This is a genomic window from Pseudomonas sp. LB3P14 (genome assembly GCF_054898045.1).
This window is the reverse complement of record NZ_CM142714.1, coordinates 2,296,599-2,319,369: the sequence shown is the minus strand read 5'-3', so window position 1 is coordinate 2,319,369 and position 22,771 is coordinate 2,296,599. Positions and strand designations below refer to the sequence as shown.

Genomic DNA, 22,771 nt, shown 5'->3' with positions numbered 1-22,771 from the left:
ATTGATACAGCCGTTTTGAAATAACACTTTGGGGGATGAATTAGTTATGCGAAAGCTTCGCCACCGATAAGAAGATGTTGGTCACTGACAAAGCCGTCCAACCCTCCCGCGAGATCATTGGCAGCGTTTGCAACGTCCTCTATCGTTTCTATGCATGGCATGGCATGGCATGGGGTGGGAATTACGAATGAAGTCTCGAAACTCGGCTGTCACTCCTTTGGTAAACCAGCCGACACCTTCGATTGCGGTGGGAAAAAATGAGACCGGCGCGATATCTGCGTTTGCGAGATCACAACGCCGAAACAGGTCGCTAGCCAACGACGTATGAGCAGCCAGGGATTGCCTTGGGCAGTGAGCGAAATGCCTATGGCCAAAGGCATCTTGATCCGCACCAGAAATTTCACGATCCAAAATGGCGGGCATGATCCTATTGTCGGTGGGCATCAAATCAATCCTTTGGCTGCTGGCATTTGGCTACGCATATTTTCGTTACTTCAGTAGGGCTGCAATAGTAATCCACCCCCACCCCCACACCGCCGTGGCAGGTCCTCTATGAGCGTCTCGCAATATGCCGCAAAGCATGCGCCAAATGAAGTGCTGGTCTAGAGCATCAAAATCGCAGGTGTTTTCACACAGTTTGGGTCGATTGCAGCCCATCGCGACAGGCAGAGATCGACCCAGGCTGTGTAAAAACACAGGCACCGTTTTGAAGTCTGCGTTGCTACGTAAAATCTGCCAGTGCTTGGTTAATCAGCAGACCTGAAATTTGCGTGGGAACGCGATTTTCCTTCTGGTTTTGACCGTAAAACCTGCTCTAAAACGTTTTTACACAGCCTGGACCCATTGCGGCCGGTCACTACAGTCAACAACCAAGACTAGTCAACCGCGTCAACCTCGCCTAGGTTGCCCGGCAAGAGATGGCCCTGCCGCATGTCTACAAAATGATTACGTCGCAACTTCCATCCGCAGTATCTTGGCATTTAACTGTCCAGCGTTGGGAATCCCCGATACCTTCTTCTGGCCGATGTTTGACTGTGGGCCGTCTATCGGCCGACGTAAGTTTTTTCCTGTCTCGAGCCCGTGACTCTGAGGCCCACCGACACATAGGGATTTTTTCCTCATAGCTCCCTATTATCCGCTATCCCGTGCGCTGCAATGTTGTTCGTAGAGCTCCCCCCAGAGAGGAATTTCTGGGAGCTTCATGCCAAGGACTTAGCTTATACCGAGTCATTGTTAGCGTGCTTGGCTCGACAGCAACGCTAAGCAAAACTCCAAAGCCCCAATATGTTGGCTTGAAAATTTCGTGCGCTCAGCTAAAGTTAGCTTTGCCTACTTAACATCATGTTGGTTTGTAATAGACGTGGTCTGTCTTATGAAGAATTCTTTTGAAGCCAAAAAGTAGCTTAGGTTGACTAGGCTTCTAGGAAGAAGGCAGATTTAAGTCTCGCAGCATGGAGGCATCCAATTTTTCTTCGCTATTCGATGAGTAGGAGTTCGGATAATGCAAACTACAGCACCTGAACCTGGTCCTGCCGGCCCCTTGGATAACATAGCTGAGGATGCTGCAAAGCTACTACGCTATTTAAAGTCTGATAATAAAGACGTTCAAACAATTCTATATTTCAGCTTGTTTTTGTGTGTTTTTCCCTTTGTGGCATTTTTCGGGTATCTGTTAGCAGGGATCATAATCATATCCCTGCCTCTCGTTCTTATGTTTTGCTGTGGTGTGCTTTGCTTCCGCGCAGCAAAAGCGATAGAAGGAGGCCGTTACCTATGAACACACCACCTATAGTAATTTTTGTCATCGTAGCCTTAATTACGATAGCCATCGCTGTTGCCTTTCTTTGGAATCAGCATCCAGTCGCAGCATCCTTCACTGCTTTGACTTCAACGCTGGCTGCTATGGTAGCTGGACTTACAATGCTGAATATTGAGTTAGAAGCTAAAATTATTTCTATTGAGGTGTTAGGAATTAAATTTGATGACGCGCACTTTGCGGTCACAGGAACGCCGGCATGGGTGTGGGTCATTGCATTTTTGTCAACAGCAGCGCTACTTGCATATTTTGCGAGGCTTTTAATGGCTGAACGAATCAGTAAACAAAAATTGAGACCGCCGGAGGATTAGGATATCAGGGTTCTCAATAGAGCTTCTAGCGCCGAGTTTAATTAATCAATTGTGCTCGGAAGGAACCAAATACACCGAGCCTTATGCAAAGCCATGAACAACTTTTCCAATAGAATGGCTAGGTAAAGTGATGGTATCCATTCTCTGCGCTGTTTGTAGGTGCACGCCATCGTGCAAGGCGGCATCGTCCGCTTCTGGCCGTTCTCTGTCGGTCGTCACTACGGCGCTTGTTGGCCAAGTCGAATGCAAACGGTTGGGCAGCACAGTATTCCATTACTCCCGCATTAAATCGGGATTCGCTCTTGAAGGAGGGGCAGGGGAAGTTAGATGATGCCTACGACTTGCGTATCCGCATGATGGCATCTGTGATCGCTTGTGCATTTGTGTCCAGCGTTTCCATGGCAGTCATTGCATTATCGGCGACACTCCCTACTCCGCTCTCTGAGAGCCACTTAGTAACCTCTTCGATGGCAGCAGCTAAGGCGTGCTGGTTGTGCAGGAGCAATGTCAGTGCGTCCGCTGTGGCGATGTGGGCCTCTGAATTATCTGACATGGCTATCGTCCTTGAGTGATGGTGCGGGAAGCCTAGATCATCTCGCCGCTGGTTGGGGACCACTTTTCCAGATCCGCTGACACCTGGGTAATTGCACTGACTTGACCACCCATTTGCGTCGGAATTGCCCAGCACACTTAGTAATCATGACCGGCATTGAACGGCCAATAGCAGACGTCCACCAAGCATGCGATCAGGAAATCAGATCATTGAAGGCAGATGGGGTGGCCTGATCGGTCAACTGCAAAGCCTTACTGCAGAGAAGATCAGCGCGAAACGGCCATCCAGCCCGCACAACCAGTCATTACGCCGGCTGACGTTCTATTCAGACGCTTCATTGCCTTCGGTGACTGGATGGCGCGCTTGATTCGCGATGCGGTAACGAGGTAAGCCAATTGGATGGTGAGATCGATCCCAATGCCGAGCGCGGTAATAAAAATGACTTCTGGCCAGGACAGCGCCGTCAGATCAAATGCATGAGGCAACACCGCGCCGAAAAATACAACGGCCTTTGGATTACTCAGCGTCAGCACAGCTCCTGCAAGAAGGCCTCGGCCTGCTGAGCGCTTTGGAGGTTCTTGAAGTTGTTCGGTGTTCTTCGACCATAAGTTCCATGCGATGAACAGGATAAAGGCAACACCGAGCCATTTCACCGCGATGAACACATGCTCGAACTGCAGTGCCAGCGCCGCAAGACCGAGGGTGGCGACCAGCAACCAGACAGCATTTCCCAGCACCATGCCTCCGATGAAGGGTATCGTAGACCTTGCGCCGCGCGACACCACTTGACCTAGAAGGGCTCCCTGAGCGGGGCCGGGGATTGCTGCTGCAATCGCGAATGGCACGACAAAAAACCAGATCGAAGAAGTAGCGCTCACGTGCAAAGCCTCCAGGTTGCCTTGGTTTACAAAGCAGCATATTTGCATTGGGTGAACTGGTAAAACAATACGGGAAACCTTTATCAGCAGCTTGGTGAACGGCCCGTTTGTTCAATCTGATCAGCCCCAGCGACCGGCTAAGAGCGCACGCTGAGACCAAGTACGCTTCCAGCAAATGCGGACAGTCGTAATACGCTTGATCTAAGCAGACAGATAGATAGACAGGTCTACAAACAGGTCAGCCAGCTGGCGGTGCTTCTCCAACAGGCGGCGCAATCAGGTGACCGACAGCGCCCGGTAATCCAGCCCCTTCAGCGCGAGCGTAATGCACACCCGATAGGACGAGGTGGACAGCGTTCCATGACCTGTACTCCTCAGCGGGCTGGCAGCACTTTGCCGCGGCACTCACCGAAACCGATGGAAGCAAACCCTTCACGACTGCAACGGCCACGCAGGATGATTTCGTCGCCATCTTCGAGGAACTTGCGTACTTCGCCCGACGCCAACTCGATCTGTTTTTTACCCCCCTCGGTGATTTCCAGCAGGCTGCCGAACTGATTGTTTTGTGGCCCCGACAAGGTGCCCGAACCAAACAGGTCGCCGGCCTGCAACTGGCAGCCGTTGACGCTGTGATGCGCAACCAGTTGCGCCACGGTCCAGTACATGTATTGCGTATTGCTCAGGGTCAGGCGATGGGCCGGCATGTTCTGCTCGCGCATGGCTTCGGTCAGCAGCAGCACTTCCAGTTCGATGTCGAAGGCGCCGGCGGCTTGATCGCGTTTATCAAACAGATACGGCAGCGGCTGCGGATCGCCTTCCGGACGTGCCGGCTGGGCGCGGCGGAACGGCTCCAGCGCTTCGGCCGTCACCACCCACGGCGAGATGCTGGTGATGAAACTCTTCGACAGGAACGGCCCCAGCGGCTGGTATTCCCACGCCTGGATATCCCGCGCCGACCAGTCGTTGAGCAGGCAGAAACCGGCAATGTGATCGGCGGCATCGCCAATGGCGATAGAGTCGCCCATCTCGTTACCTTGGCCAATCCAGATACCCAGTTCCAGTTCGTAATCCAGACGTGCGCACGGGCCAAAGGTTGGCGCGGTCTGGCCGGCCGGCAGGGCCTGGCCTTTTGGACGGCGAACGTCGGTGCCGGACGGGCGAATGGTCGACGCGCGACCGTGATAACCGATTGGTACGTACTTGTAGTTCGGCAGCAACGGGTCTTCCGGGCGGAACAGTTTGCCAGCGTTCTTCGCATGCTCGATGCCGACGTAGAAGTCGGTGTAATCGCTGATTTTTGCCGGCAGGAGCATTTCGCAGCTTGCCGCCAGCGGCAGCAGTTTCGCGCCTTGGGCTTCGATCTTGCCTTGCAGGGTGCTACCTTCCTGGAACAGTTCGATCAAGCGTTCACGCAGGGCGACGCGAGCCTCACGGCCCAGTTCGAAAAACGCATTGAGCTGACCGCCACGGGTGGTTTCGACAGCCGTTTTTGCCGCGCCGTCGAACAGGCCGGCGTCCAGCGCCGCCTCCAGATCAAAGATGTGGTCACCGATGGCCACACCGCTGCGCGGCGCACCGCCCTTCATGCTGAACACGCCCAGCGGCAGGTTTTGCAGCGGAAAATCCTCATGGCCATTGGCGGAGGCAACCCAGCTATGAGTGATGGAAGTTTGAGTCATGGGTTATCTCCGGTTCGGATCGAAAATGGCGGGTAATGGTAGACCAGCAGGCGTCCGATCTGAACACGCGTGTTCAATCAAGTCAATATCTCGAGCTCATGGCCTCGCATGCTCGTCCAGCTGAAAACATCAATAGCCTGGTGGCGCCGCTAGTTTTGCGGAAATCGAATGCGTTGCGTGTTCATGGGAAGTGCAATCTTGCGTTCAAGTCAGAGAAAATTGTCGTTTAAATGAAATGCAAATGGCCGGTTAGATGGCGGGCAATATCCCAGCTAGGTCAGGTGAGAAAGTGTCGTATGCACATGAGGGAACCACACACATATATATGCATAATTCAAATTGCATGAATTCGCTGGGGAATCCTCCGTTCTGGCCGACTTCTGCCTGTCGCCACCGACAGCTATGGGTCGATTAGCGAACTGCACGCATTGCCACTGATCCACCCTTGTCCTCCCTCAACCTGGAGGACAAGCCATGAACACTATCGCTTTACAGCGCCATCAGCCTTGGAACAAGGGAAGCTTGTAGGGCAGAAAGCCCCGCTCCGAGTCAGGGATATCTGGGCCATTCGGGTCAGGCTTCAGCTCGCGGAGAAGACACGGGATCTGGCTCTCTTCAACTTGGCCATCGACAGCAAACTGCGTGCCTGTGACTTAACCAAGCTACGAGTACGTGACATTACGCATGGGGAGCATGTTTCGTCACGGGCCATAGTGATGCAGCAGAAAACTCAACATCCAGTGCAGTTTGAAATTACTGAGCAAACACGAACGGTTCTGGTGGCTTGGATGCGTCAGGCGCATCTTCGCAGTGACGACTTTCTGTTCCCGACGCGATTGCATGACTCAGATCATCTCTCTACCAGGCAATACGCTCGAATAGTCAAAGCATGGGTAACAGCCATTGGACTTGACCCGACGATGTACGGTACCTACACGCTACGGCGAACCAAGGTTTCATTGATCTACCGCAGGACCAAGAACTTGAGGGCAGTTCAACTATTGCTTGGTCATACGAAACTCGAAAGCACTGTCAGGTACTTGGGCATCGAGGTAGACGATGCTCTAGAAATGGCAGAGCAGACAGAAGTCTAATCTTCCACTGCGACGGTCTGGGCCAGACCGTCGCTTTCCGACCCATTGTTGCCGGTCATAAGTGTCTTTAAATCAGGGGCAATCCGGTCGTCTTGGCTTGATTCATACAATAGCGATCCACGTCCACCACCGGTTATGATAGTAGATCACTCATAGTTTCAAATGATGGCCCGCCTAAGCAATGACCAAGTGACTGAGCTTCAAACACTCTGGATCAATCCTGCGTTCAGCCCGAACAGTCGCCACTCAGCTAGTGCAAACGTTTCGAACACGCCCTCGACGTGGTACGGGTCCTTCAGGGCCAGTGCCATCGCTTTGTCTGTCGACTGCGCCTGATAAATGAACAGTGCGCCCGAGCCGTCAGCGAAAGGCCCCGCCATGATCAGTTCTCCGTTCGCCTTGAGTGCCTGTGTATACGACTGATGCGCAGGCATCACTTGCTCGACGTGGGAGCGGTCGGACACGTATTTCGTGTAGTTGACGTAGAGGCGTGCGGTGTGTTCGTCCGGGGCGACGGGGATAGGGTCGGGTGCACGCGGTACGTTGGAAGGGGCACGCCGATTCGCAGGGACGAGCGAGGCAGTGAGCAACTCGATGTTGCTGTCGAGCACGGTCCATTCGGTCAGGCGATAGTTCGCAATCGCTCCTTTGAGAGCGAAGGGATCGTGTTGGGCCAGCATTTCGGCTTGCTGTTTCGATTCGACGTCATAAACGAGCAGGACGCCGCTGGGCCGTCCATCGTCGTCGAGCAGCGGTCCGCCCATCACCAGCCGATCGTGCTCGCGAAGCCTATCCGCATAGGTCTGGTGCTCGGCCCGGGACGCGTCCACCCTGGCCCGGTCCTGAACGTACATCGCGTAGTTCACGATTTTCATCTGGACTGGATTTCCCGAGAGCACTCCGGAAAGTGTGGGAAGTGAAGACGCCGCCATGACCGAAGGCATGTCGGTCAATGCAAGGCATGCGACACCTGCGGCGGATGCGAGAAAGCGGCGGCGCGACAGATCTTGAGACACAAAGTTGTCCTCGAGTTGGAGCACGGCTGATAAGGCGTATCGAATGTGGCTTTATTGCCCCTGCGATGCTTTCACCAGCACGGCATGCACGGCCTTCAAAATTTTATCGGACAACGTAGGGTCGCTTTTGGCGACGGCCCGGGCGACGGCCATGGCACCGATTTCCGCCGCGACGATGGTCATCGCCAGTTGGCGCCGTTCGGCCTCGGGAATGGTGTCGTCGAGCACCGCTTCGAACGCGCTCGCCTTGCTCTGAAACCCTTTGGCGAACTGTTCACTGATGTCCTTTCCGTGTCGGCTGATTTCACTCGCCGACGCCGTCAGCGGACAACTCATGCCTGGGTCGTCCCGGTTAAGCGGCGAAAGCAGGTAGTCGAGATACCCCGACACGCTGTGCTGGCGACGCGTCTCTTCGCCCCGGAACGCTTCGCGGCTCTGCATCAGGCCCAGCGAAAAGGCTTCCGCCGCAAGATCACCTTTCGAGCGGAAATGCGCGTACAGCGCTCCATGCGTCAGCCCGGCTTCGCGCGCGATTTGCGCAACGCCCACGCCATCGATGCCCCGTTCGCGAAATAGTCTGCTGGCCGTAGCCAGCAGCACTTCGCGGTTTTCGTCGGATTGCTCACGTTTTACATACACCACGGTCTTCTCCTGAAACGGCTGAAGTTCAGCGCTGCGCGAATACCAGCAATGGTTTGGCATCGTGTGCAGTGCTCTCGGCAGCCGTGAAGGCTTCGAATGCACGATCGACTGAATAGCGCTCTGTTGCCGGCGGTTTCAAGCTGCCCACGGCGATGCTATCCAGCAGATTGCGCAACGCCTGGCTGCTTTCATCCAGCCCCTTGCGTGCCAGCCACGAGAAGATGAGCCAGCCGCGCACCTCGGCACTTGAATAGATAAGCGCCGGGGCGAAAACAGGCATCTCGAAAGCCGCGGGGTCGGTCTGGCGGTGCGACGACAAGGCTCCATAGACGAGTAGGCGGCCATTCGGGGCCAACTGGCGCGCAAGCGTGGCGCCAGTGCGGCCGGCGACGCAATCGATTGCGCAGACGATGCCCTTGCCATCGGTGGCCTTCACCAACTGCTCGGGCCAGCTCTCGTCGGCAGTGCAGAGCACGATGTCACCACCAAGCTTCTGGATCTCGGCAACCTGTTCTGCACGGCGAACGAGGTTGATGGTGTGGACCCCCTGCGCTTTCGCGATCTGCAGTACAAGGCGACCCACCGTCGAGCCGGCCGCGCTCTGTACCAGCCAGTCGCCGCGTTGTAGTTGGTGCTCCGACATCGTCATCGCCCATGCCGTCATCGGATTGATCAGGGCCTGCGCGGCGTCCTCGTCGGAGATCGCCGCCGGTACAGGGATTGCGCGGGCCGCCGGACTAATGACTTGCTCTCTCCAGGTTCCGGGCACATCCAGTAAAACCACGCGTTCTCCGACCCGCGTGTGTGGCACCTCGCTACCGACGGCGTCGATGATTCCGACACCCTCGGTTCCGGGCGAGGCGGGCAGTACGGGCTGACGCTGACGGGCGAAGCGCCCACGGATGACATGCAAGTCGGACGGATGCACGGGCGCCATCAGCATCCTTACGCGGACTTCAGCTGGACCGGGCGTAGGCTCGGGCAAATCCCGCCAGTGGACTACCTCTGACGGCTCGCCGTTTTGTTCGATGATCAGGGCCTTCATGTGCTTTCTCCTTCACTCGAGTGACGGTGTCAATCATGCCCCCGTGGGCGCGACGCGATGCCAAGGCTGTACTCATGTAAAGCCAAGTTTAGAGTCTTGATTGTGGTCGCAATCAAAATGAGGCACAAGCGTCGCGCCACGCCCATTGACCAACGGTATGGATGCGCAATGAACCTGCCCCAAACTTTGGAGTTGTTTTCGTTTAGAACCTGCAATTCGAGTAAAAAATGAACCGGCATAAAAATACAGCAGCTGCCGGAGGCTCAAGCTAAAAAGGCCAGTGCTGAATTGGCACCACCCCAAAAAGTCTAAATACATCAGCGAAGCCGAGCGATTGAAGCTGGCTGCCGTGTCCAGTCAAGAACCAACTGTTTCTACCGAGAGTTGATTTGCAGCTGAAGCGGCATCTTCTGGAATCAGGGCCAAATGTCTTTGGCGACATCAAGAATGCTGGTCCAGTGCGATCTGTACGAGCCACTGTTCAAGCGATTGGCCGAACAGACCAGCTCGGCAGCATCGCCAATGGGATGGACGAGGGTGATGTTGTGCGGGGGAGAAGCCGATAGGGTGATCTGGCCGATGGTGTGCACAAGTGGAAAGATGCAGTTTCTGCTAAATCGTCACCATCTCAATGTGGCGCTATCCAGAGCTCGTGATTCGGTGATCATCTTCGGCCACTCGGATTGCCTGGCAGTTGAAGGCAAAAGCCTGGTTGCAGAACTAGTAGCGGTAAGGCACGCAAGGGGAGGTTGTTTGCAGCCCGTCACGACAGGCAGCAAATGGCCGATCAATGCCTGTCGCGAAGGTCAGCAATTCAAAGCAAACCTTCGACCTAGCGGTGACACAACCCAGATATTTCCTGATCCGGGTTGTAGTGATGCCACTCCGTCTGAATCTAATTCAGGGACAATTGGCGAAGCCCCCCGGATTACCAGAACTTAATCGTGTAACCGAGAATCAGGCGGTTCTCATCAACATCGGTGGTCAAGCCGTTGCCGGAACGGAAGGTGACATTGCGCCAGCGGATGCTCAGGCCCTTGAGGGCGCCACTCTGCACCACGTAGGCAAGGTCGCTGTCGCGTTCCCATTCTTCACCGTCATCAGTGCTGGCGGTCTTGACGTTGCGGCCGTCGACATAGCGGGTCATGAAAGTCAGGCCGGGGATACCCAGGCTGGCGAAGTCGAAGTCGTAGCGCAGCTGCCAGGCATCCTCCTCGGCGAGGGTGAAGTTGTTTAAGGTCACCAAGTTGACCACATAGGGGTCGCCGCCATTAAGGTAGGGAAAGGCGCTGTCGCCGGACATGTGCTGGAAGGCCGCACTGAACCGGTGCGGACCCTTGCTGAGGCTGACCATGCCGTTAAGGTTGCGGTTGTCGATCTCGCCGGCGCGCTCGACACCGTCGCCACGACTGTCGAAGAAGCGAAGGTCACTGCGCAGACTGAATCCGCCCGGCAGGGGTTGGGTATGCACCAGGCCGATGAACTGCTGGCGGTAGATCTCGTCCAGCCGGCCGTAGTAGTAGCTGACCGCCAGTTGGGGGTTGATGGTGTATGTGCCGCCAGCGAAGTCGAACGCATCGCTCGTCGCGGCACCGAATCCGACTTCGTCGCGGCCGGAGCTGTCGCGCAGGTTCGTGCGAGTCAGTCGGCCACCGTTGAAGGTCAGGCCATCCAGTTCCTGGGAAGTTAGCATGCCACCCTGGAAGGTCGAGGAGAGCAGCCGGGTGTCGTTGTAGGTAACCACGGGCAACTGCGGCTGTAGGGTACCCAGGCGCAGCACACTCTTCGAAACATGCAGCTTGGCGGTCAGACCGAGCTCGCTGTAGTCGTCCACTGGCTCCTTGCTAACGGGGTTGAAGGGCAAAAGGCCGGTGCCACGCCGATCGCGACTGGAGTCCAGCTTGAGCCCAAGCTGGCCGATGGCATCCAGGCCGACGCCTATCTTGCCCTCGGTGAAGCCCGACTCAAGGCGTGCGGTGAAGCCCTGGCCCCATTCAGCAGCTTTGGACTGGGGGGCGCCGCTCTGGCGGAAGTCGCGGTTCAGATAAAAGTTGCGCAGTTCCAGAGTAGCCTTGCTGTTTTCGACGAAGCCGGCCATGGCTGCGGAGACGGTAAGTAGGCAAGGAGCGGTGAATAGGATTGCAAGTCGCTGCGGGGTGAGCAAATAAGTACGGTTCATTGTTGTTGTTCCCGATACTGAGTCTTGTCGGTGAGCGTTAGCGTTCTGTGCTAAGTGGTGCGGGCAGCGCTGAACCCGGTCATGGAGCGGATGAAATAGGCCAGATATCCATCACCACCTCGTCTTCGATCACATTGCACTTGCAGGTGGAGTAGACGCCGGCGTTGCAGGAATAGTGGAGATCGGCACCTTGGTCGTCGCCGGAGCCGCACACGCTGACGCTATTGCGCGACCGTCGCTGATCAGAGTGATCTGGCTGGCGGCGCCATCGCGGCCTTCCGCGCTTCTGGCTGCTGCCGGCGACAGCGAACAGTTCGAAATGGATGTGCTCGACGGGCACGCCGCGTCCAAGGAGACTTGACGTCGATCCAGCGAGCGAACAGTTGACTGCGTTTGTCGGCGTCGGCCCGCCAGCTATAGAGATCCACGTCCTGCTGTTTGCGGCTGAACACGAAGATCAGGGTGAGACGCTGCAGGTGGCGGTTCTTCAGGTCTTCCAGTCGCTCACGGAACAGAGCAGGCGCTCCAGCTGATGAGGGCGCAATTGATCGACACTGGCGGTTTCCAACGTGTCGAGTCGGTAGGTTTTGGCGATTATGTTCATGGCTTCACTCGAATTGTTTTTATATAGCGGTCCATAGGAAGGGCATTGGCCGTCAGGAACAGCCAATGCCTCCAGAGGCGGTTTGATCTCGGCAGATCGGCGTCACACTCGTTCGATGATTAGTGATATCCCCTGGCCGACACCAATACACATGGTGCATAGGGCGTAGCGTGCCTGGCGCTCCTCCAGCTCGTGCAGCGCGGTGGTGACCAGGCGGGCGCCGCTCATGCCCAGCGGGTGGCCGAGAGCGATGGCGCCGCCATTGGGATTGACTCGCGGATCGTCGTCGGCCAGCCCCAGTTCGCGGAGCACGGCCAGGCCTTGTGCGGCGAAGGCTTCGTTGAGTTCGATCACGTCAAGATCAGCAAGGCTCAGGTTGGCTAGTTCCAGCACCTTGCGGGTCGCCGGTACCGGGCCGATGCCCATGATGCGCGGCTCGACGCCGGCGGTGGCCATGGCCACGACCCGGCCACGAGCCTTGAGGCCATAGCGTTGGGCCTGTTCGGAGCTGGCCAGGAGCAGGGCGCAGGCGCCGTCGTTCACGCCCGAGGCGTTGCCGGCGGTAACGCTGCCACCGTTGCGAAATGGGGTGCCGAGCTTCATCAGTTGCTCCAGGGTGGTGTCACCGCGTGGGTGCTCGTCCTGGTAAACCACCTTTGCCGGACCTTTGCGCTGAGCAATTTCGACCGCAACTATTTCTTTAGCCAGGCGGCCGTTGGCCTGGGCGGCAGCGGCGCGCTGCTGGCTGCGCAGGGCAAAGGCGTCCTGGTCGGCACGAGAAACATTGAACTGCTCGGCGACGTTTTCAGCGGTCTCGGGCATGGAGTCGATGCCGTACTGCTTTTGCATAAGCGGGTTGACGAAGCGCCAGCCGATGGTGGTGTCGAACAGTTCAGCCTGGCGCGAGAAGGCATGTTCGGCCTTACCCATGACCATGGGCGCGCGGGACATGGATTCGACACCGCCCACCAGCATCAGGCCGGCTTCGCCGCAGCGGATGGCGCGGGCGGCGCTGCCGATCGCGTCCAGTCCCGAGCCGCACAGACGGTTGAGGGTGGTGCCGGGCACGCTCACTGGCAGACCTGCCAGCAGGGCAGACATGCGCGCGACGTTGCGGTTGTCCTCGCCGGCCTGGTTTGCGCAGCCGTAGATGACGTCGTCGACCTGACTCCAGTCCACCTGAGGGTGGCGCTGCAACAGGGCACGCATTGGCACCGCGCCGAGGTCGTCGGCACGCACGCCGCTCAAGGCTCCTGCATAGCGACCGATGGGGGTGCGTACTGCATCGATGATCAGGGCGTCTTTCATTCGGGGGTCTCCTGCGCCAGCACTGTGCCGCGCACTTTGTAGGATTTGTCATGGAACAGCGCAATCAACTGCTCCTGCTTGTTTGCAATGCGTACGTCGTAGTTACTGGGCCGGCCGCTGCGGCTTTGCCCGCTGCACTCGGTGGTGAGGGTATCGTCCAGGCGAGCCGGGGCGATGTAGTCGATGCTGTAATCGATGGCGACGGTTGCATCGTTGTCACTGTTGCGGACGAGAGCGAAGACCGAGTCAGCAACGGCGAACAGGTAGCCGTCGTGGCCGGTGCCGTGGCCCTGGAACATGTCTTCACGCACACTAATGCCAACCTGGGAACTGTCCGGTCCACTGAACAGCAGGCGCATACCCATCCCCTGGCTGGCGGTGTTACGCTCGACTAGCGCGCGGGCACAGGCTACGGCGAGCGACAAGTCTTCATGGGTGGTCATGGAAGGCTCTCCCTTCGGCGCTAAGGCGGCGCAACAGCAGGGAAGGGCGGTAGCGCTCCTCACCATAGGCCGCCTGGAGGTTGCGGAGGATGGTCACCACGGCGGGTAGGCCGATGGCATCGGCCCAAGTCAGCGGGCCCTGGGGATAGTTCACGCCGGCGCGCATGGCTAGGTCGATGTCGCTGGCCGAGCCCACACGCTGGAACACCGCGTCGGCACCCTCGTTGGCCAGCATGGCGACGGTGCGCAGTACGACGAGTCCCGGAATGTCGGCGAGGGGGCTGACCTTGAGGCCGGCACGCCGCAGCAGAGCCACTGCTTGGTCGCGGGCGACGGCGGAGGCGCCGGCGGCCCAGGCGATACCGAGGCGGGAAGCCTTTGCGTAGTCCAGGGCGAGGTCCAGCAGCACCAGGTTGGTGAGGCCGTCCTCGCTGGCGCGCTGGCAGGCCAGGCGGCCGTCGGTCAGGGCCAGCACCGCGTCGCCGACCCGCAGCAGGCCGTCGCCGTCACGGCGGGTCACCTTCACGCCGACTTCGGCCAGGCGCTGCACCAGGGGTTCCGCAACTCCCAGGCTGCCTTCTACCACACAGGCATCGACGTGGGTCCCGCTACCGAGCTCGATGGCCTCGGGTCGCTGCGCGCCTTCGGTGTAGTCGTAGAAGCCGAAACCGCTCTTGCGGCCCAGGCGGCCAGCGTCCACCAGCTCCTTTTGAATCAGCGAGGGCTGGAAACGGAAGTCGCCGTAGTAGGCGTCGAACACCGAGCAGGTGACGGCGTAGTTGACGTCATGGCCAATCAGGTCGGTGAGCTCGAAGGCGCCCATGCGAAAGCCGCCGGCGTCGCGGATCAGCGCATCCAGGGTCGCGCAGTCGGCGGCGCCTTCTTGCAAGAGGCGCAGGCTTTCGGCGTAGAAGGGGCGCGCCACCCGGTTGACGATGAAGCCAGGTGTGGAGCGGGCGTACACCGGCTGCTTGCCCCAGGCCTTGGCGGTTTCATAGAGGCATGCGACCAGCACCGGGTCGCTGGCCAAGCCGGAGACGATCTCCACCAGGGCCATCAGCGGCGCCGGGTTGAAGAAATGCATGCCGATCATCCGGCCCTGGTGCTCCAGGCCGGCGGCGAGGCTGGTGATTGACAAGGAGGAGGTGTTGCTGGCGAGGATGCAGTCGGGGCTGCACACGGCTTCCAGTTGGCGCAGCAGGTCGCGCTTGACCTCCAGGTTCTCGACAATGGCCTCGATCACCAGGTCGGCGTCGGCCAGAGCCTCGATGCTCTCCACCGGCTGCAGGCGGTCGACGATGGCGGCGTGCGCCTCGGCGGCGAGCTTGCCTTTCTCCACAAGGCGGCCGAGCTGGCGATCGATGCCCTCGACCGCGTGAGCGGCTGCGCCGGCGCGGGCGTCGTAGAGCTTGACCGGGTGACCGCCTTGAGCGGCGACCTGGGCAATGCCGGCACCCATGGCGCCGGCGCCGATGACGGCGACGGTAGCGGAAGTTTTCAGGGCGGGCATGGGCTTAGCGTCCTTTGAAGGTGGGGGTGCGCTTTTCCAGGAAGGCACTGACGCCTTCGTGGTAATCCTCGCTGCGGCCGGCCAGACGCTGTAGGTCGCGCTCCAGGTCGAGTTGCTCGTCGAGGCTGTTGTTCAGACTGGCGTTGAGGCTGCGCTTGATCAGGGCCAGCCCGTAGGTGGGCTGGGTGGCCAGGTGGCGGGCGAGCTTGAAGGCCTCCTCGCGCAAGTCGGCATCGTCCACCACGCGGTAGATCAGACCCCACTGCTCGGCCTGCTCGGCGGAGAGGCGCCCCCCCAGCAGCGACAGCGCCTTGGCGCGGGCCATGCCGACGTGGCGGGGAAGGGTCCAGGTGCCGCCGGAATCCGGAAGCAGGCCGATCTTGCAAAAGGCCTGGATGAAGCTGGCGGAGCGTGCTGCCAGCACCAGGTCGCAGGCCAGAGGAATGTTAGCTCCGGCGCCGGCGGCGACGCCGTTCACCGCGCAGATCACCGGTAGTGGAAGGTCGCGCAGAGCGCGGATCAGCGGGTTGTAGAACTTCTCGATGGATTCGCCCAGATCCGGCGCGGCGGTGCCCGGCGTCACATTGCGGTCGGCCAGGTCCTGGCCCGCACAGAAGCCGCGACCCTCGCCGGTCAGCAGCAGAACGCGCACCTCGGCGTCCTGGCGCACCAGTTTGAGGACTTCGTGGACCTCGCCGTGCATCCTGGCATTGAAGCTGTTCAGTTGCTCCGGGCGGTTGAGACTGAGGATGGCGACGCCAGCCTCAATGGAAAAGAGGATGTGTTCTAAGTTCATGACTCGGGCGCTCCAGGGCGTCGGAAGAGGGCGGCCAGCGGTCACTGGCCGGTAAATTCGGGGCGGCGCTTTTCCTGGAAGGCGCGGATACCTTCCTCACGGTCGCGGGTGCCGGCCAGAAGTGTGAAGGCGTGGCGCTCGAAGCGCAGGCCGCTGGCCAAATCGGTGTCTTGGGCCTTCAGCAGCGCCTCCTTGGCCAGGCGCACCGCCAGGGGCGCCTTCTGAGCGATGCTCCGGGCAATGGCGATGGCCCGCTCGACGGTGAGTTCCGGTTGAGTTACTTCACTGACCAGACCAGCACGCAGGGCGTGGCGGGCGTCGATTGCCTCGCCGGTGAGGACCATTTGCATGGCCAGGGGCTTGCCCACCGCACGCAGCAGGCGTTGCGTGCCGCCAGCGCCCGGCATAATCCCGAGGTTGATTTCCGGCTGGCCGAAGCGGGCGTCCTCGCCTGCAATGAGGATGTCTGCGTGCATGGCCAGTTCGCAGCCACCGCCCAAGCAGAAGCCGTTGACGGCTGCAATCAGCGGCTTCGAGAAGCTGGCGATGTGTTGCCAATGAGCAATGCGTGGGTCGTTCAGGATGCCGACCAGGTCGCGTTCGGCCATTTCCTTAATGTCGGCACCGGCGGCGAAGGCCTTGCGGCTGCCGGTGATCACTACTGAACGGATATTGGCGTCCTGTTCGGCGGCAGCGAGTTCGGCGGCCAGTTCGCCGAGCAATTCGGTGTTCAATGCGTTGAGCGCTTCCGGGCGCTGCAGGGTGATCAGGCGGACGCCTGGCTCCGGGGAAAGTACGGCGAGGGTGAGAGACATTCCAAAATCCTCAGGCAGCACGCGCGGCTTCGCAAGCCGAACTGGTCATCGGTGTTAGTGCGTGTTGTCGTTCCAGGGCGGCCATGGGTCGCTGATCCGGCGCTGTCGTCGGCATATAGCGTCCATGGCCACGCGGGCCAGCTGCACCCGCGTGCGGCTGGCTGGCTTGCAAGCACTGGTTCGAGGCGCGGACTACCCGCGCGATCTTTCAACCGGCAAAGGCGTGGTCTTCATCAATCCGTTCTATGAATACCGCAGCCTCTTGAAGCGGCTTGCCGACGTCCGGCACGTGCGTCGACGACGAGACCCTCACCGGGTCCGGAACGCCGCCGACCAAGACTCCCGCCTGGACAGCTGCGCACACTTCGCTCATCGACAAGCCTGCGCTGCGGAATACCTGTTCGTTGTGCTCGCCGCGAAATGCCGGCGCGCTGCGCGGGCCGAGTTCGTCGTCTGAAAAACGCCACGGATAGCCGTGAAGACGATACGAGCCACCACGCCGATCAGGGACTTCCTGCACTGCGCCCCACTGCTTTGCCCAGTCGGTCTCGGCGAGTTCCTTCAGCGAACGGATCTGGCCGATGGCAATCTTCGCTTCGTCCAGCTGTGCATCGAGCGTCTGCAGGTCGCGGAACGAGAGCATCCATTTTTGGATCAGCGCATGCAGTTCGCCGTAGTTCTGTAGCCGCAGCTCAGCGGTACTGAAGCGCGGATCGCGCGCAAGATCCATCCGGCGCATCGCGCGCAGATAGTTTGGAAACGTGTTGGTGCCGACGATGCTCTGCGCCGCGACAAATGCCTCGCCCGCCGGTCCGACGAAGTGAGGGCCTTCTGTCGCACCGAGCACACCCGGTTCCGCACCGGTATCGACACCCGCGAGGTCAAGGTGCGCGCGTTCGTTTATGGACAGCATCACCGCCGCCATGGCCACATCGATGTACTGTCCGCGGCCAGTCACGTCTCGCTTGTGCACCGCAGCAAGCACCGCGATGGTCGCCTGCAAGCCCGCGTAGACGTCCGCGTGCGACAGCGGATCGGTCCATTTGCGCCCTGCATCGATGCCCTCGAAATGCCGCATTGTGTTGTGGGTGAAGCCGGCTTCGGCTTGCACTGTCGGCGCATAGGCCATGCGCGATGCCCAAGGTCCGCGCTGCCCGTAGCCGGTGATCGAAACATACACCAGCTTCGGATTGCGCAGGCTGAGCGTCTCGTAGTCAAGACCGAACGACTTGAGCGTGCCCGCACGGAAGTTTTCGACGATGATGTCAGCGTCGTCGCACAGGCGCAGCACCAGCTCGCGTGCGTTGCCCACATTCAGATCGACGCTGACGTTGCGCTTGCCGCTATTCTGTTGCGCGTAGTAGCCCGACATGCCGTTCTGGTTCGGGAACGCGGAGCGCGACACGTCCGGGCGAGGAGGCTCGATCTTGATCACATCCGCGCCAAGGTCGGCGAGTGTGCGTGCGCAGAGCGGTCCGGCCAGCACCCGCGAGAAGTCGACAACCTTGAGTCCGTTTAGTGGTCCAGTCATATCAGTCCCCCTTGAATTCTGCCGTGCCGGGTCCAGTCTTGCCGAAGGCTTCGAGTCCCCGCTTGAGATCCTGCGACGCCCAGATCGGCTTCTGTAGTTCGAACATCGCTTCGTCGGCTGCTTTGAGGCCCTCGTTGAGCGCGATGCTTACAAGCTGCTTCGTAGCGCCGTGCGCGACTGTCGGGCCCGCAGCCAGTTCCTGGGCGACCGACAGCGCTGCCTCGTCGAGGTTTTCGTCGGGCACTACCAGGTTGATCAGGCCCCAGCGCTCAAGCGTTGCGGCGTCATAGCGACGGCCGAGCATCGACATCTCCTTGGCGCGGGCCGGTCCCGCGCGCACCACCTGACGCTGGATTCCGCCAAGTAGCGGATGCAAGCCGACTGCGGCCTCGACTGAACCTATCTTGGCCGACTCGGCGACCACGCTGTAGTCGCACGCGAGCACCAGTTCGAAGCCGCCGCCGAGACAGGTGCCATTGACCGCTGCGACGATCGGAATCGGCAGCGTCTCGAATGCGCGCAGCACTTCGAGCGGATCGACCAGCCCTTTACCCTCTTGCGCAATGCGATCGGGGAACAGCGACACTTCGGCGCCCGCTGAGAAATGCCGCAATGCGCTGCGCAGCAGGATTGCGCGCGAACCGCGCTCGACAGCCGCGTCAATTTCCTCGAGTAGCGCACCGTACATCGTTGGACCCATCAGGTTGTGCGGACGAAAATTCATCGTCAGTACTGTCACGCGGTCCTTTATCTCGCGTATCACGATCGGTTCGTTCACTTTTTTGCTCCATATCACTGGTAGGTGTCTGCTACACAGACAGCGTTCGTTGCAATAGTCCGGGGGGCTTGAGTTAGCGGCTTCAGCCGGGCTTCCAGATCGCGTTCATCCGGCTGTCCCTCGCAGTAATTGGACGCCGGTCAGTTCACAGAGCGCATCGAACGACAGGTCCGTGCAGATCTCGATCGCCTCCAGGCCCGATCGCGTGACATCGATGACCGCGAGATCGGTATAGATCCGGCTCACGCAACCCATTCCCGTAACCGGATAGGAGCATCGTTCGACGATCTTGCTTGCACCCTCTCTGGTCAGATGCTCCATCATCACGTACACATTCTTCGCACCGGACGCGAGATCCATTGCACCGCCAACTGCCGGAATCGCATCGGCTTGTCCTGTGTGCCAATTCGCCAGGTCGCCACGGACCGAAACCTGGAACGCGCCCAAAATGCAGTAGTCGAGATGTCCGCCGCGAATCATTGCGAACGAATCGGCATGGTGGAAGAAGGCGCCTCCTGGAACCAGCGTGACGGGTTCCTTGCCAGCGTTGATCAGATCCTCGTCCTCTTCGCCAGGCACTGGCGCGGGTCCCATCCCGAGGACGCCGTTTTCGCTGTGTAGAATGATTTCCCGGTGTGGGTGCAGATGGTTGGCGACAAGCGTCGGGACGCCAATTCCCAGATTGACATACGCGCCGTCCGGGATATCTCGCGCGACGCGCTGTGCCATTTCGATACGTGTAAGCTTCTTCATTTCTGCGATCTCATCTCTAACTCTTCCACTCAATCAGCAGGCCGACTACGAGACCCGTACGACGCGCTGTACATATATTCCGGGCGTAACCACCGTCTCCGGATTCAACGTACCGAGTGGAACGATTTCGCTGACTTGAACGATCGTCGTTGTCGCCGCGCTGGCCATGACCGGGCCAAAATTGCGACCAGACATCCTGTACGTCAGGTTGCCCCAGCGGTCTGCGTGATATGCCTTCACGAGTGCGAAGTCAGCTTTCAGTGGTAATTCGAAAACGTAATTCTTGTCGCCGATCTTGCGGGACTCTTTTCCTTCCGCGAGCCTGGTACCGTAGGCTGTCGGGGTATAAAAGCCGCCAATTCCAGCGCCCGCTGCCCGCATGCGTTCCGCCAAGGTACCTTGTGGAATCACTTCAAGTTCCACCTCTCCTGCCCGATAAGCCGCGTCAAACAGGGTTGCTCCGGGGAGCCGTGGAAATGAACAAATAAGTTTCCTCACGCGCTTCTGCCGAATGAGCTCACCGAATCCGGAATCATCGCTGCCGGAGTTGTTGCTGATGATGGTGAGACCGCGCGCACCTTGTTCAACCAGCGCATCAATCAGCCGTAAGGGAAGACCTGCCCGCCCGAAGCCGCTGATCATGATGGTGGCCCCATCCTTGATGTCCTCCAGTGCTGTGTCACATGTGTCCAGAATCTTGTTCATCTTAAGAATCATCCAAGGGCGACTGGCATGCCCGTTCGCTTGGGTAAATGGTGTTCCATCGAGCGCCGGCGCCTGGTCTCGAGACAAACCGGGCACGAGTTCCTCCGCGAGGGTCGAATATTCGAACCACGTTCGGCATAGATGGAAAACTCTCTAGAGAGAGATGAGCAGCCAGAAGTCCGGGAAAGGCCTCAGTAATTGCTTGGCCGCTACCGAGGGCCGTTGCGTGTCAGCGTCCGAGATTTTTCAGGCGCAACCGGTCCGATCAGCCTTCGCTCGGATCGTAGGGTGAGGCGCAGTTCTCAAGCTTCCACCGCTTCTCGGCTACCGTATCGGGACGAGGCGGGTGAATGCTGTCGATCAACCAAAGTTCTTGCGGTGTTTCGCCGACATGCAACTCGAAGTGGTAGCCCCGGTCCTGAACAAAGGGTGCGATAGCGGCATTCGCCTTGCGTAGCCAGGAAGCCGTCCACTCGGGGTCATCGGCGATGTGCCTGGCGAAATGGTCCAGCCGGATTCTGACAAAATCACCGCGCGCCTCTCCTCCCATGTAGAAGGAGTCTTTGGGCTGTTCATGAAACAGAACGCCTACATAGAAGCGAGGAATGATGTAGATGTCGGCAATGCGATTTGCCATCTCCCTTTTTTCTTCTGCTGTATAGGCGCCGACTGGGTGATAGATATTCCACAAAGGCATTTTTTTATTCTCCACACTTCATAGATGCCGCTTTCCTCATGTCACGCATCTGAATTTCTTTAGAAAAGGTACGTGACATCTGTAAGACGGCGATATCAATAGCTCAGGAATGGGCTACCGGATTGAAATGATGCTTTTCGCAAATGCAGTATTCTCTTTTTGGGGAACGCGATTCGGCTTCCTGTCAGCTTCCCTTGGGTTTCGTGGGCAGCGTTCCAACCGGGTCCGTTGTAATCAGCTTCTTGTTAACGAACTCCTCGAATCCAGCCATCGACAGCTCCCTCCCGAATCCGGAGTTCTTGACACCTCCGAACGGTAGCTGAGGGGTCGTCGCAAACGGTCGATTGACAAACACCATGCCGCTGTCGATTTGCGTAGCAATCCGCTCGCCACGCTCAAGATCGGCAGTCAGGATTGAGCCTCCGAGCCCATACTGCGAATCGTTTGCCAGCCGAATGGCTTCTTCTTCATTTGCAACAACGAAGAAGGAAACGATAGGACCGAAGAACTCTTCCTGATAAATCGGAGCGCTCCTGTCGATGTTGCTAAGGATGGTGGGTTCGATATAGAAGCCTTCTCGATCGATACGATGGCCGCCACATTCGATTGTTGCGCCGGAATCCACTGCGCGCTGGATCTGGCCAAGAAGGTGTTCGAGGGCTCTTTCCGACGAAACCGGTCCGAGCGTCGTGTTCGCGTCCGTAGGGTCACCTGCCTGCAGGGCGGTCATGGCCTTTTTGAAACCACTGAGGAATTCTTCACCACGCTGCTTGCCGACGACGATGATGCGTTTCGAGCCAACGCAAACCTGTCCGCAATTCAACATCCGTCCGATTAATGCGGTATTGATTGCCCAATCGAGCGGCGCATCTTCCAGAACGATCATGGCATCGTTGCCGCCGAGTTCGAGCACCACCTTTTTCAGATTGCGCCCGGCTCGCTCAGCCACCGCGGCACCGGCTCTTTCACTGCCCGTGAGGGTTACACCACGCACACGTGGATCGTCGATGATCCTCCCGACCTGGTCAATCGACGCAAAAACGTTGGTGTAGACCCCCGTTGGCGCACCTGCTTCTTCAAATAGTTGGGCAAACGCCAGCGCGCATTGCGGAACGCTTTCAGCGTGCTTCAGGATGAGTACGTTGCCAACCATGAGCTGCGGAGCGGCAACGCGCGCGATTTGGTAGTAAGGGTAATTCCACGGCTCGACACCCAGCAGGATGCCAACCGGATTGACATGGACTCTGGCGCCCGAAACCTCAGGTACTGGTTTTGGCTCAACGAATGCGTGTGCATGCTGGGCGTAATAGTCGAGGATATTTGCAGACAGTCTCACTTCGACGCGTGCTTCGGCGATCCGCTTTCCCATCTCCAACGTAATGATCTGCGCATATTCTTCCTCCTTGTCGCGCAGTATAGAGGCGGCCTTCGAGATAATATGCGCACGATCCGCAACGGACCGGTGCCGCCAATCCATTTCAAAAGCACGGTGGGCGGTCGCGATCAGTCCCTCGATCTCGTGGTCATTAGCACCCTCGAACGCTTTGACTAATTTCCCGGTTGCCGGGTTGATTGTTTTGTAGTCCATCGAACAGTCCTCGCTGTGTCGGTCGCATAG

The 22,771-nt window shown here is 58.7% G+C and carries 22 protein-coding genes and 2 pseudogenes; 4 read left to right on the top strand and 20 right to left on the bottom strand.

Features of this window, described 5'->3' with window-relative positions:
- Window positions 1–114: 114 nt before the first annotated feature.
- A complete protein-coding gene (locus tag ACYZT5_RS10625; protein WP_462051059.1) occupies window positions 115–444 on the bottom strand; it encodes a hypothetical protein in 330 nt (109 codons plus the stop codon).
- Between the two features lie 1,057 nt (window positions 445–1,501).
- On the opposite strand from ACYZT5_RS10625, the gene ACYZT5_RS10620 reads away from it, so the two are divergent.
- Complete coding sequence (locus ACYZT5_RS10620; RefSeq protein WP_462051058.1) at window positions 1,502–1,777, top strand: hypothetical protein; 276 nt, start codon at window positions 1,502–1,504, stop codon at window positions 1,775–1,777.
- Window positions 1,774–2,127, top strand: coding sequence for a hypothetical protein (locus tag ACYZT5_RS10615; protein WP_462051057.1), 354 nt, complete (start codon window positions 1,774–1,776; stop codon window positions 2,125–2,127). Before ACYZT5_RS10620 ends, ACYZT5_RS10615 begins: the two co-directional genes overlap by 4 nt.
- 334 nt (window positions 2,128–2,461) lie before the next feature.
- Here ACYZT5_RS10615 and ACYZT5_RS10610 read toward each other — a convergent pair whose 3' ends face one another.
- From ACYZT5_RS10610 to fahA, 3 genes are all read right to left on the bottom strand, one after another.
- Window positions 2,462–2,680, bottom strand: a complete 219-nt coding sequence (locus ACYZT5_RS10610) for a hypothetical protein (protein WP_222588988.1) — start codon at window positions 2,678–2,680, stop codon at window positions 2,462–2,464.
- Window positions 2,681–2,946: 266 nt separating this feature from the next.
- Window positions 2,947–3,558, bottom strand: coding sequence for a LysE family translocator (locus tag ACYZT5_RS10605; protein ID WP_462051056.1), 612 nt, complete (start codon window positions 3,556–3,558; stop codon window positions 2,947–2,949).
- 374 nt (window positions 3,559–3,932) lie between these two features.
- The gene (gene fahA / locus ACYZT5_RS10600; protein ID WP_462051055.1) at window positions 3,933–5,237 is read right to left on the bottom strand and encodes a fumarylacetoacetase; all 1,305 of its coding nucleotides are present in this window, start codon (window positions 5,235–5,237) and stop codon (window positions 3,933–3,935) included.
- Window positions 5,238–5,711: 474 nt separating this feature from the next.
- Here fahA and ACYZT5_RS10595 point away from each other — a divergent pair.
- A pseudogene (locus tag ACYZT5_RS10595) lies at window positions 5,712–6,331 on the top strand (tyrosine-type recombinase/integrase).
- 200 nt (window positions 6,332–6,531) lie between these two features.
- Here ACYZT5_RS10595 and ACYZT5_RS10590 read toward each other — a convergent pair.
- Genes ACYZT5_RS10590 through ACYZT5_RS10580 form a run of 3 tightly spaced genes read right to left on the bottom strand, consistent with a single transcriptional unit; the run spans window position 6,532 to window position 9,034 of the window.
- On the bottom strand, window positions 6,532–7,347 hold the full coding sequence (locus ACYZT5_RS10590; protein WP_462051054.1) for a YciI family protein: 816 nt from the start codon (window positions 7,345–7,347) through the stop codon (window positions 6,532–6,534).
- A 51-nt stretch (window positions 7,348–7,398) separates the two neighbouring features.
- Window positions 7,399–7,989 carry a TetR/AcrR family transcriptional regulator gene (locus tag ACYZT5_RS10585; RefSeq protein WP_462051053.1) on the bottom strand — a complete coding sequence of 197 codons (591 nt, stop codon included), beginning with the start codon at window positions 7,987–7,989 and terminating at the stop codon, window positions 7,399–7,401.
- 25 nt (window positions 7,990–8,014) lie between these two features.
- Window positions 8,015–9,034 carry a zinc-dependent alcohol dehydrogenase family protein gene (locus ACYZT5_RS10580; protein ID WP_462051052.1) on the bottom strand — a complete coding sequence of 340 codons (1,020 nt, stop codon included), beginning with the start codon at window positions 9,032–9,034 and terminating at the stop codon, window positions 8,015–8,017.
- A 280-nt stretch (window positions 9,035–9,314) separates the two neighbouring features.
- Between ACYZT5_RS10580 and ACYZT5_RS10575 the strand changes: the two genes are divergently transcribed.
- On the top strand, window positions 9,315–9,422 hold the full coding sequence (locus ACYZT5_RS10575; protein WP_462051051.1) for a DUF2986 domain-containing protein: 108 nt from the start codon (window positions 9,315–9,317) through the stop codon (window positions 9,420–9,422).
- Between the two features lie 540 nt (window positions 9,423–9,962).
- On the opposite strand, the gene ACYZT5_RS10570 is transcribed toward ACYZT5_RS10575, so the two are convergent.
- From ACYZT5_RS10570 to ACYZT5_RS10510, 13 genes and pseudogenes are all read right to left on the bottom strand, one after another.
- Window positions 9,963–11,213, bottom strand: coding sequence for an OprD family porin (locus ACYZT5_RS10570; RefSeq protein ID WP_462051050.1), 1,251 nt, complete (start codon window positions 11,211–11,213; stop codon window positions 9,963–9,965).
- Window positions 11,214–11,319: 106 nt separating this feature from the next.
- Window positions 11,320–11,749: pseudogene (locus ACYZT5_RS10565) on the bottom strand (phenylacetic acid degradation protein); the annotation flags it as partial.
- A gap of 170 nt (window positions 11,750–11,919) precedes the next feature.
- Window positions 11,920–13,125 carry a 3-oxoadipyl-CoA thiolase gene (gene pcaF / locus ACYZT5_RS10560; RefSeq protein WP_462051049.1) on the bottom strand — a complete coding sequence of 402 codons (1,206 nt, stop codon included), beginning with the start codon at window positions 13,123–13,125 and terminating at the stop codon, window positions 11,920–11,922.
- Window positions 13,122–13,568, bottom strand: a complete 447-nt coding sequence (locus ACYZT5_RS10555; protein WP_462051048.1) for a hotdog fold thioesterase — start codon at window positions 13,566–13,568, stop codon at window positions 13,122–13,124. Before ACYZT5_RS10555 ends, pcaF begins: the two co-directional genes overlap by 4 nt.
- Window positions 13,555–15,078 carry a 3-hydroxyacyl-CoA dehydrogenase PaaH gene (paaH, locus tag ACYZT5_RS10550; protein WP_462051047.1) on the bottom strand — a complete coding sequence of 508 codons (1,524 nt, stop codon included), beginning with the start codon at window positions 15,076–15,078 and terminating at the stop codon, window positions 13,555–13,557. Before paaH ends, ACYZT5_RS10555 begins: the two co-directional genes overlap by 14 nt.
- Window positions 15,079–15,082: 4 nt before the next feature.
- The gene (paaG, locus tag ACYZT5_RS10545; protein ID WP_462051046.1) at window positions 15,083–15,874 is read right to left on the bottom strand and encodes a 2-(1,2-epoxy-1,2-dihydrophenyl)acetyl-CoA isomerase PaaG; all 792 of its coding nucleotides are present in this window, start codon (window positions 15,872–15,874) and stop codon (window positions 15,083–15,085) included.
- Between the two features lie 41 nt (window positions 15,875–15,915).
- Window positions 15,916–16,689: a 2,3-dehydroadipyl-CoA hydratase PaaF gene (gene paaF, locus ACYZT5_RS10540; protein ID WP_462051045.1), complete on the bottom strand. Its 774-nt coding sequence runs from the start codon at window positions 16,687–16,689 to the stop codon at window positions 15,916–15,918.
- A gap of 208 nt (window positions 16,690–16,897) precedes the next feature.
- Window positions 16,898–18,220, bottom strand: a complete 1,323-nt coding sequence (locus tag ACYZT5_RS10535) for a CaiB/BaiF CoA transferase family protein (protein ID WP_462051044.1) — start codon at window positions 18,218–18,220, stop codon at window positions 16,898–16,900.
- Window position 18,221: 1 nt separating this feature from the next.
- On the bottom strand, window positions 18,222–18,998 hold the full coding sequence (locus ACYZT5_RS10530; protein WP_462051043.1) for an enoyl-CoA hydratase/isomerase family protein: 777 nt from the start codon (window positions 18,996–18,998) through the stop codon (window positions 18,222–18,224).
- 105 nt (window positions 18,999–19,103) lie between these two features.
- Window positions 19,104–19,760 (bottom strand): 3-oxoacid CoA-transferase subunit B, encoded by a 657-nt coding sequence (locus ACYZT5_RS10525; protein ID WP_462052226.1) that lies wholly within the window; start codon window positions 19,758–19,760, stop codon window positions 19,104–19,106.
- Window positions 19,761–19,796: 36 nt separating this feature from the next.
- The gene (locus ACYZT5_RS10520; protein ID WP_462051042.1) at window positions 19,797–20,456 is read right to left on the bottom strand and encodes a 3-oxoacid CoA-transferase subunit A; all 660 of its coding nucleotides are present in this window, start codon (window positions 20,454–20,456) and stop codon (window positions 19,797–19,799) included.
- A 265-nt stretch (window positions 20,457–20,721) separates the two neighbouring features.
- A complete protein-coding gene (locus ACYZT5_RS10515; protein ID WP_462051041.1) occupies window positions 20,722–21,153 on the bottom strand; it encodes a tautomerase family protein in 432 nt (143 codons plus the stop codon).
- A 184-nt stretch (window positions 21,154–21,337) separates the two neighbouring features.
- A complete protein-coding gene (locus ACYZT5_RS10510) occupies window positions 21,338–22,741 on the bottom strand; it encodes an NAD-dependent succinate-semialdehyde dehydrogenase (RefSeq protein ID WP_462051040.1) in 1,404 nt (467 codons plus the stop codon).
- Window positions 22,742–22,771: the final 30 nt, after the last annotated feature.

Bases quoted from the DNA above. Each gene is read 5' to 3' on its own strand.
- ACYZT5_RS10580 (WP_462051052.1), bottom strand. From the start codon at position 9,034: ATGAAGGCCCTGATCATCGAACAAAACGGCGAGCCGTCAGAGGTAGTC.
- ACYZT5_RS10620 (WP_462051058.1), top strand. From the start codon at position 1,502: ATGCAAACTACAGCACCTGAACCTGGTCCTGCCGGCCCCTTGGATAAC.
- paaF (WP_462051045.1), bottom strand. From the start codon at position 16,689: ATGTCTCTCACCCTCGCCGTACTTTCCCCGGAGCCAGGCGTCCGCCTG.
- paaH (WP_462051047.1), bottom strand. From the start codon at position 15,078: ATGCCCGCCCTGAAAACTTCCGCTACCGTCGCCGTCATCGGCGCCGGC.
- ACYZT5_RS10520 (WP_462051042.1), bottom strand. From the start codon at position 20,456: ATGAACAAGATTCTGGACACATGTGACACAGCACTGGAGGACATCAAG.
- ACYZT5_RS10555 (WP_462051048.1), bottom strand. From the start codon at position 13,568: ATGACCACCCATGAAGACTTGTCGCTCGCCGTAGCCTGTGCCCGCGCG.
- fahA (WP_462051055.1), bottom strand. From the start codon at position 5,237: ATGACTCAAACTTCCATCACTCATAGCTGGGTTGCCTCCGCCAATGGC.
- ACYZT5_RS10515 (WP_462051041.1), bottom strand. From the start codon at position 21,153: ATGCCTTTGTGGAATATCTATCACCCAGTCGGCGCCTATACAGCAGAA.
- ACYZT5_RS10510 (WP_462051040.1), bottom strand. From the start codon at position 22,741: ATGGACTACAAAACAATCAACCCGGCAACCGGGAAATTAGTCAAAGCG.
- ACYZT5_RS10610 (WP_222588988.1), bottom strand. From the start codon at position 2,680: ATGTCAGATAATTCAGAGGCCCACATCGCCACAGCGGACGCACTGACA.
- pcaF (WP_462051049.1), bottom strand. From the start codon at position 13,125: ATGAAAGACGCCCTGATCATCGATGCAGTACGCACCCCCATCGGTCGC.
- paaG (WP_462051046.1), bottom strand. From the start codon at position 15,874: ATGAACTTAGAACACATCCTCTTTTCCATTGAGGCTGGCGTCGCCATC.
- ACYZT5_RS10535 (WP_462051044.1), bottom strand. From the start codon at position 18,220: ATGACTGGACCACTAAACGGACTCAAGGTTGTCGACTTCTCGCGGGTG.
- ACYZT5_RS10625 (WP_462051059.1), bottom strand. From the start codon at position 444: ATGCCCACCGACAATAGGATCATGCCCGCCATTTTGGATCGTGAAATT.
- ACYZT5_RS10615 (WP_462051057.1), top strand. From the start codon at position 1,774: ATGAACACACCACCTATAGTAATTTTTGTCATCGTAGCCTTAATTACG.
- ACYZT5_RS10570 (WP_462051050.1), bottom strand. From the start codon at position 11,213: ATGAACCGTACTTATTTGCTCACCCCGCAGCGACTTGCAATCCTATTC.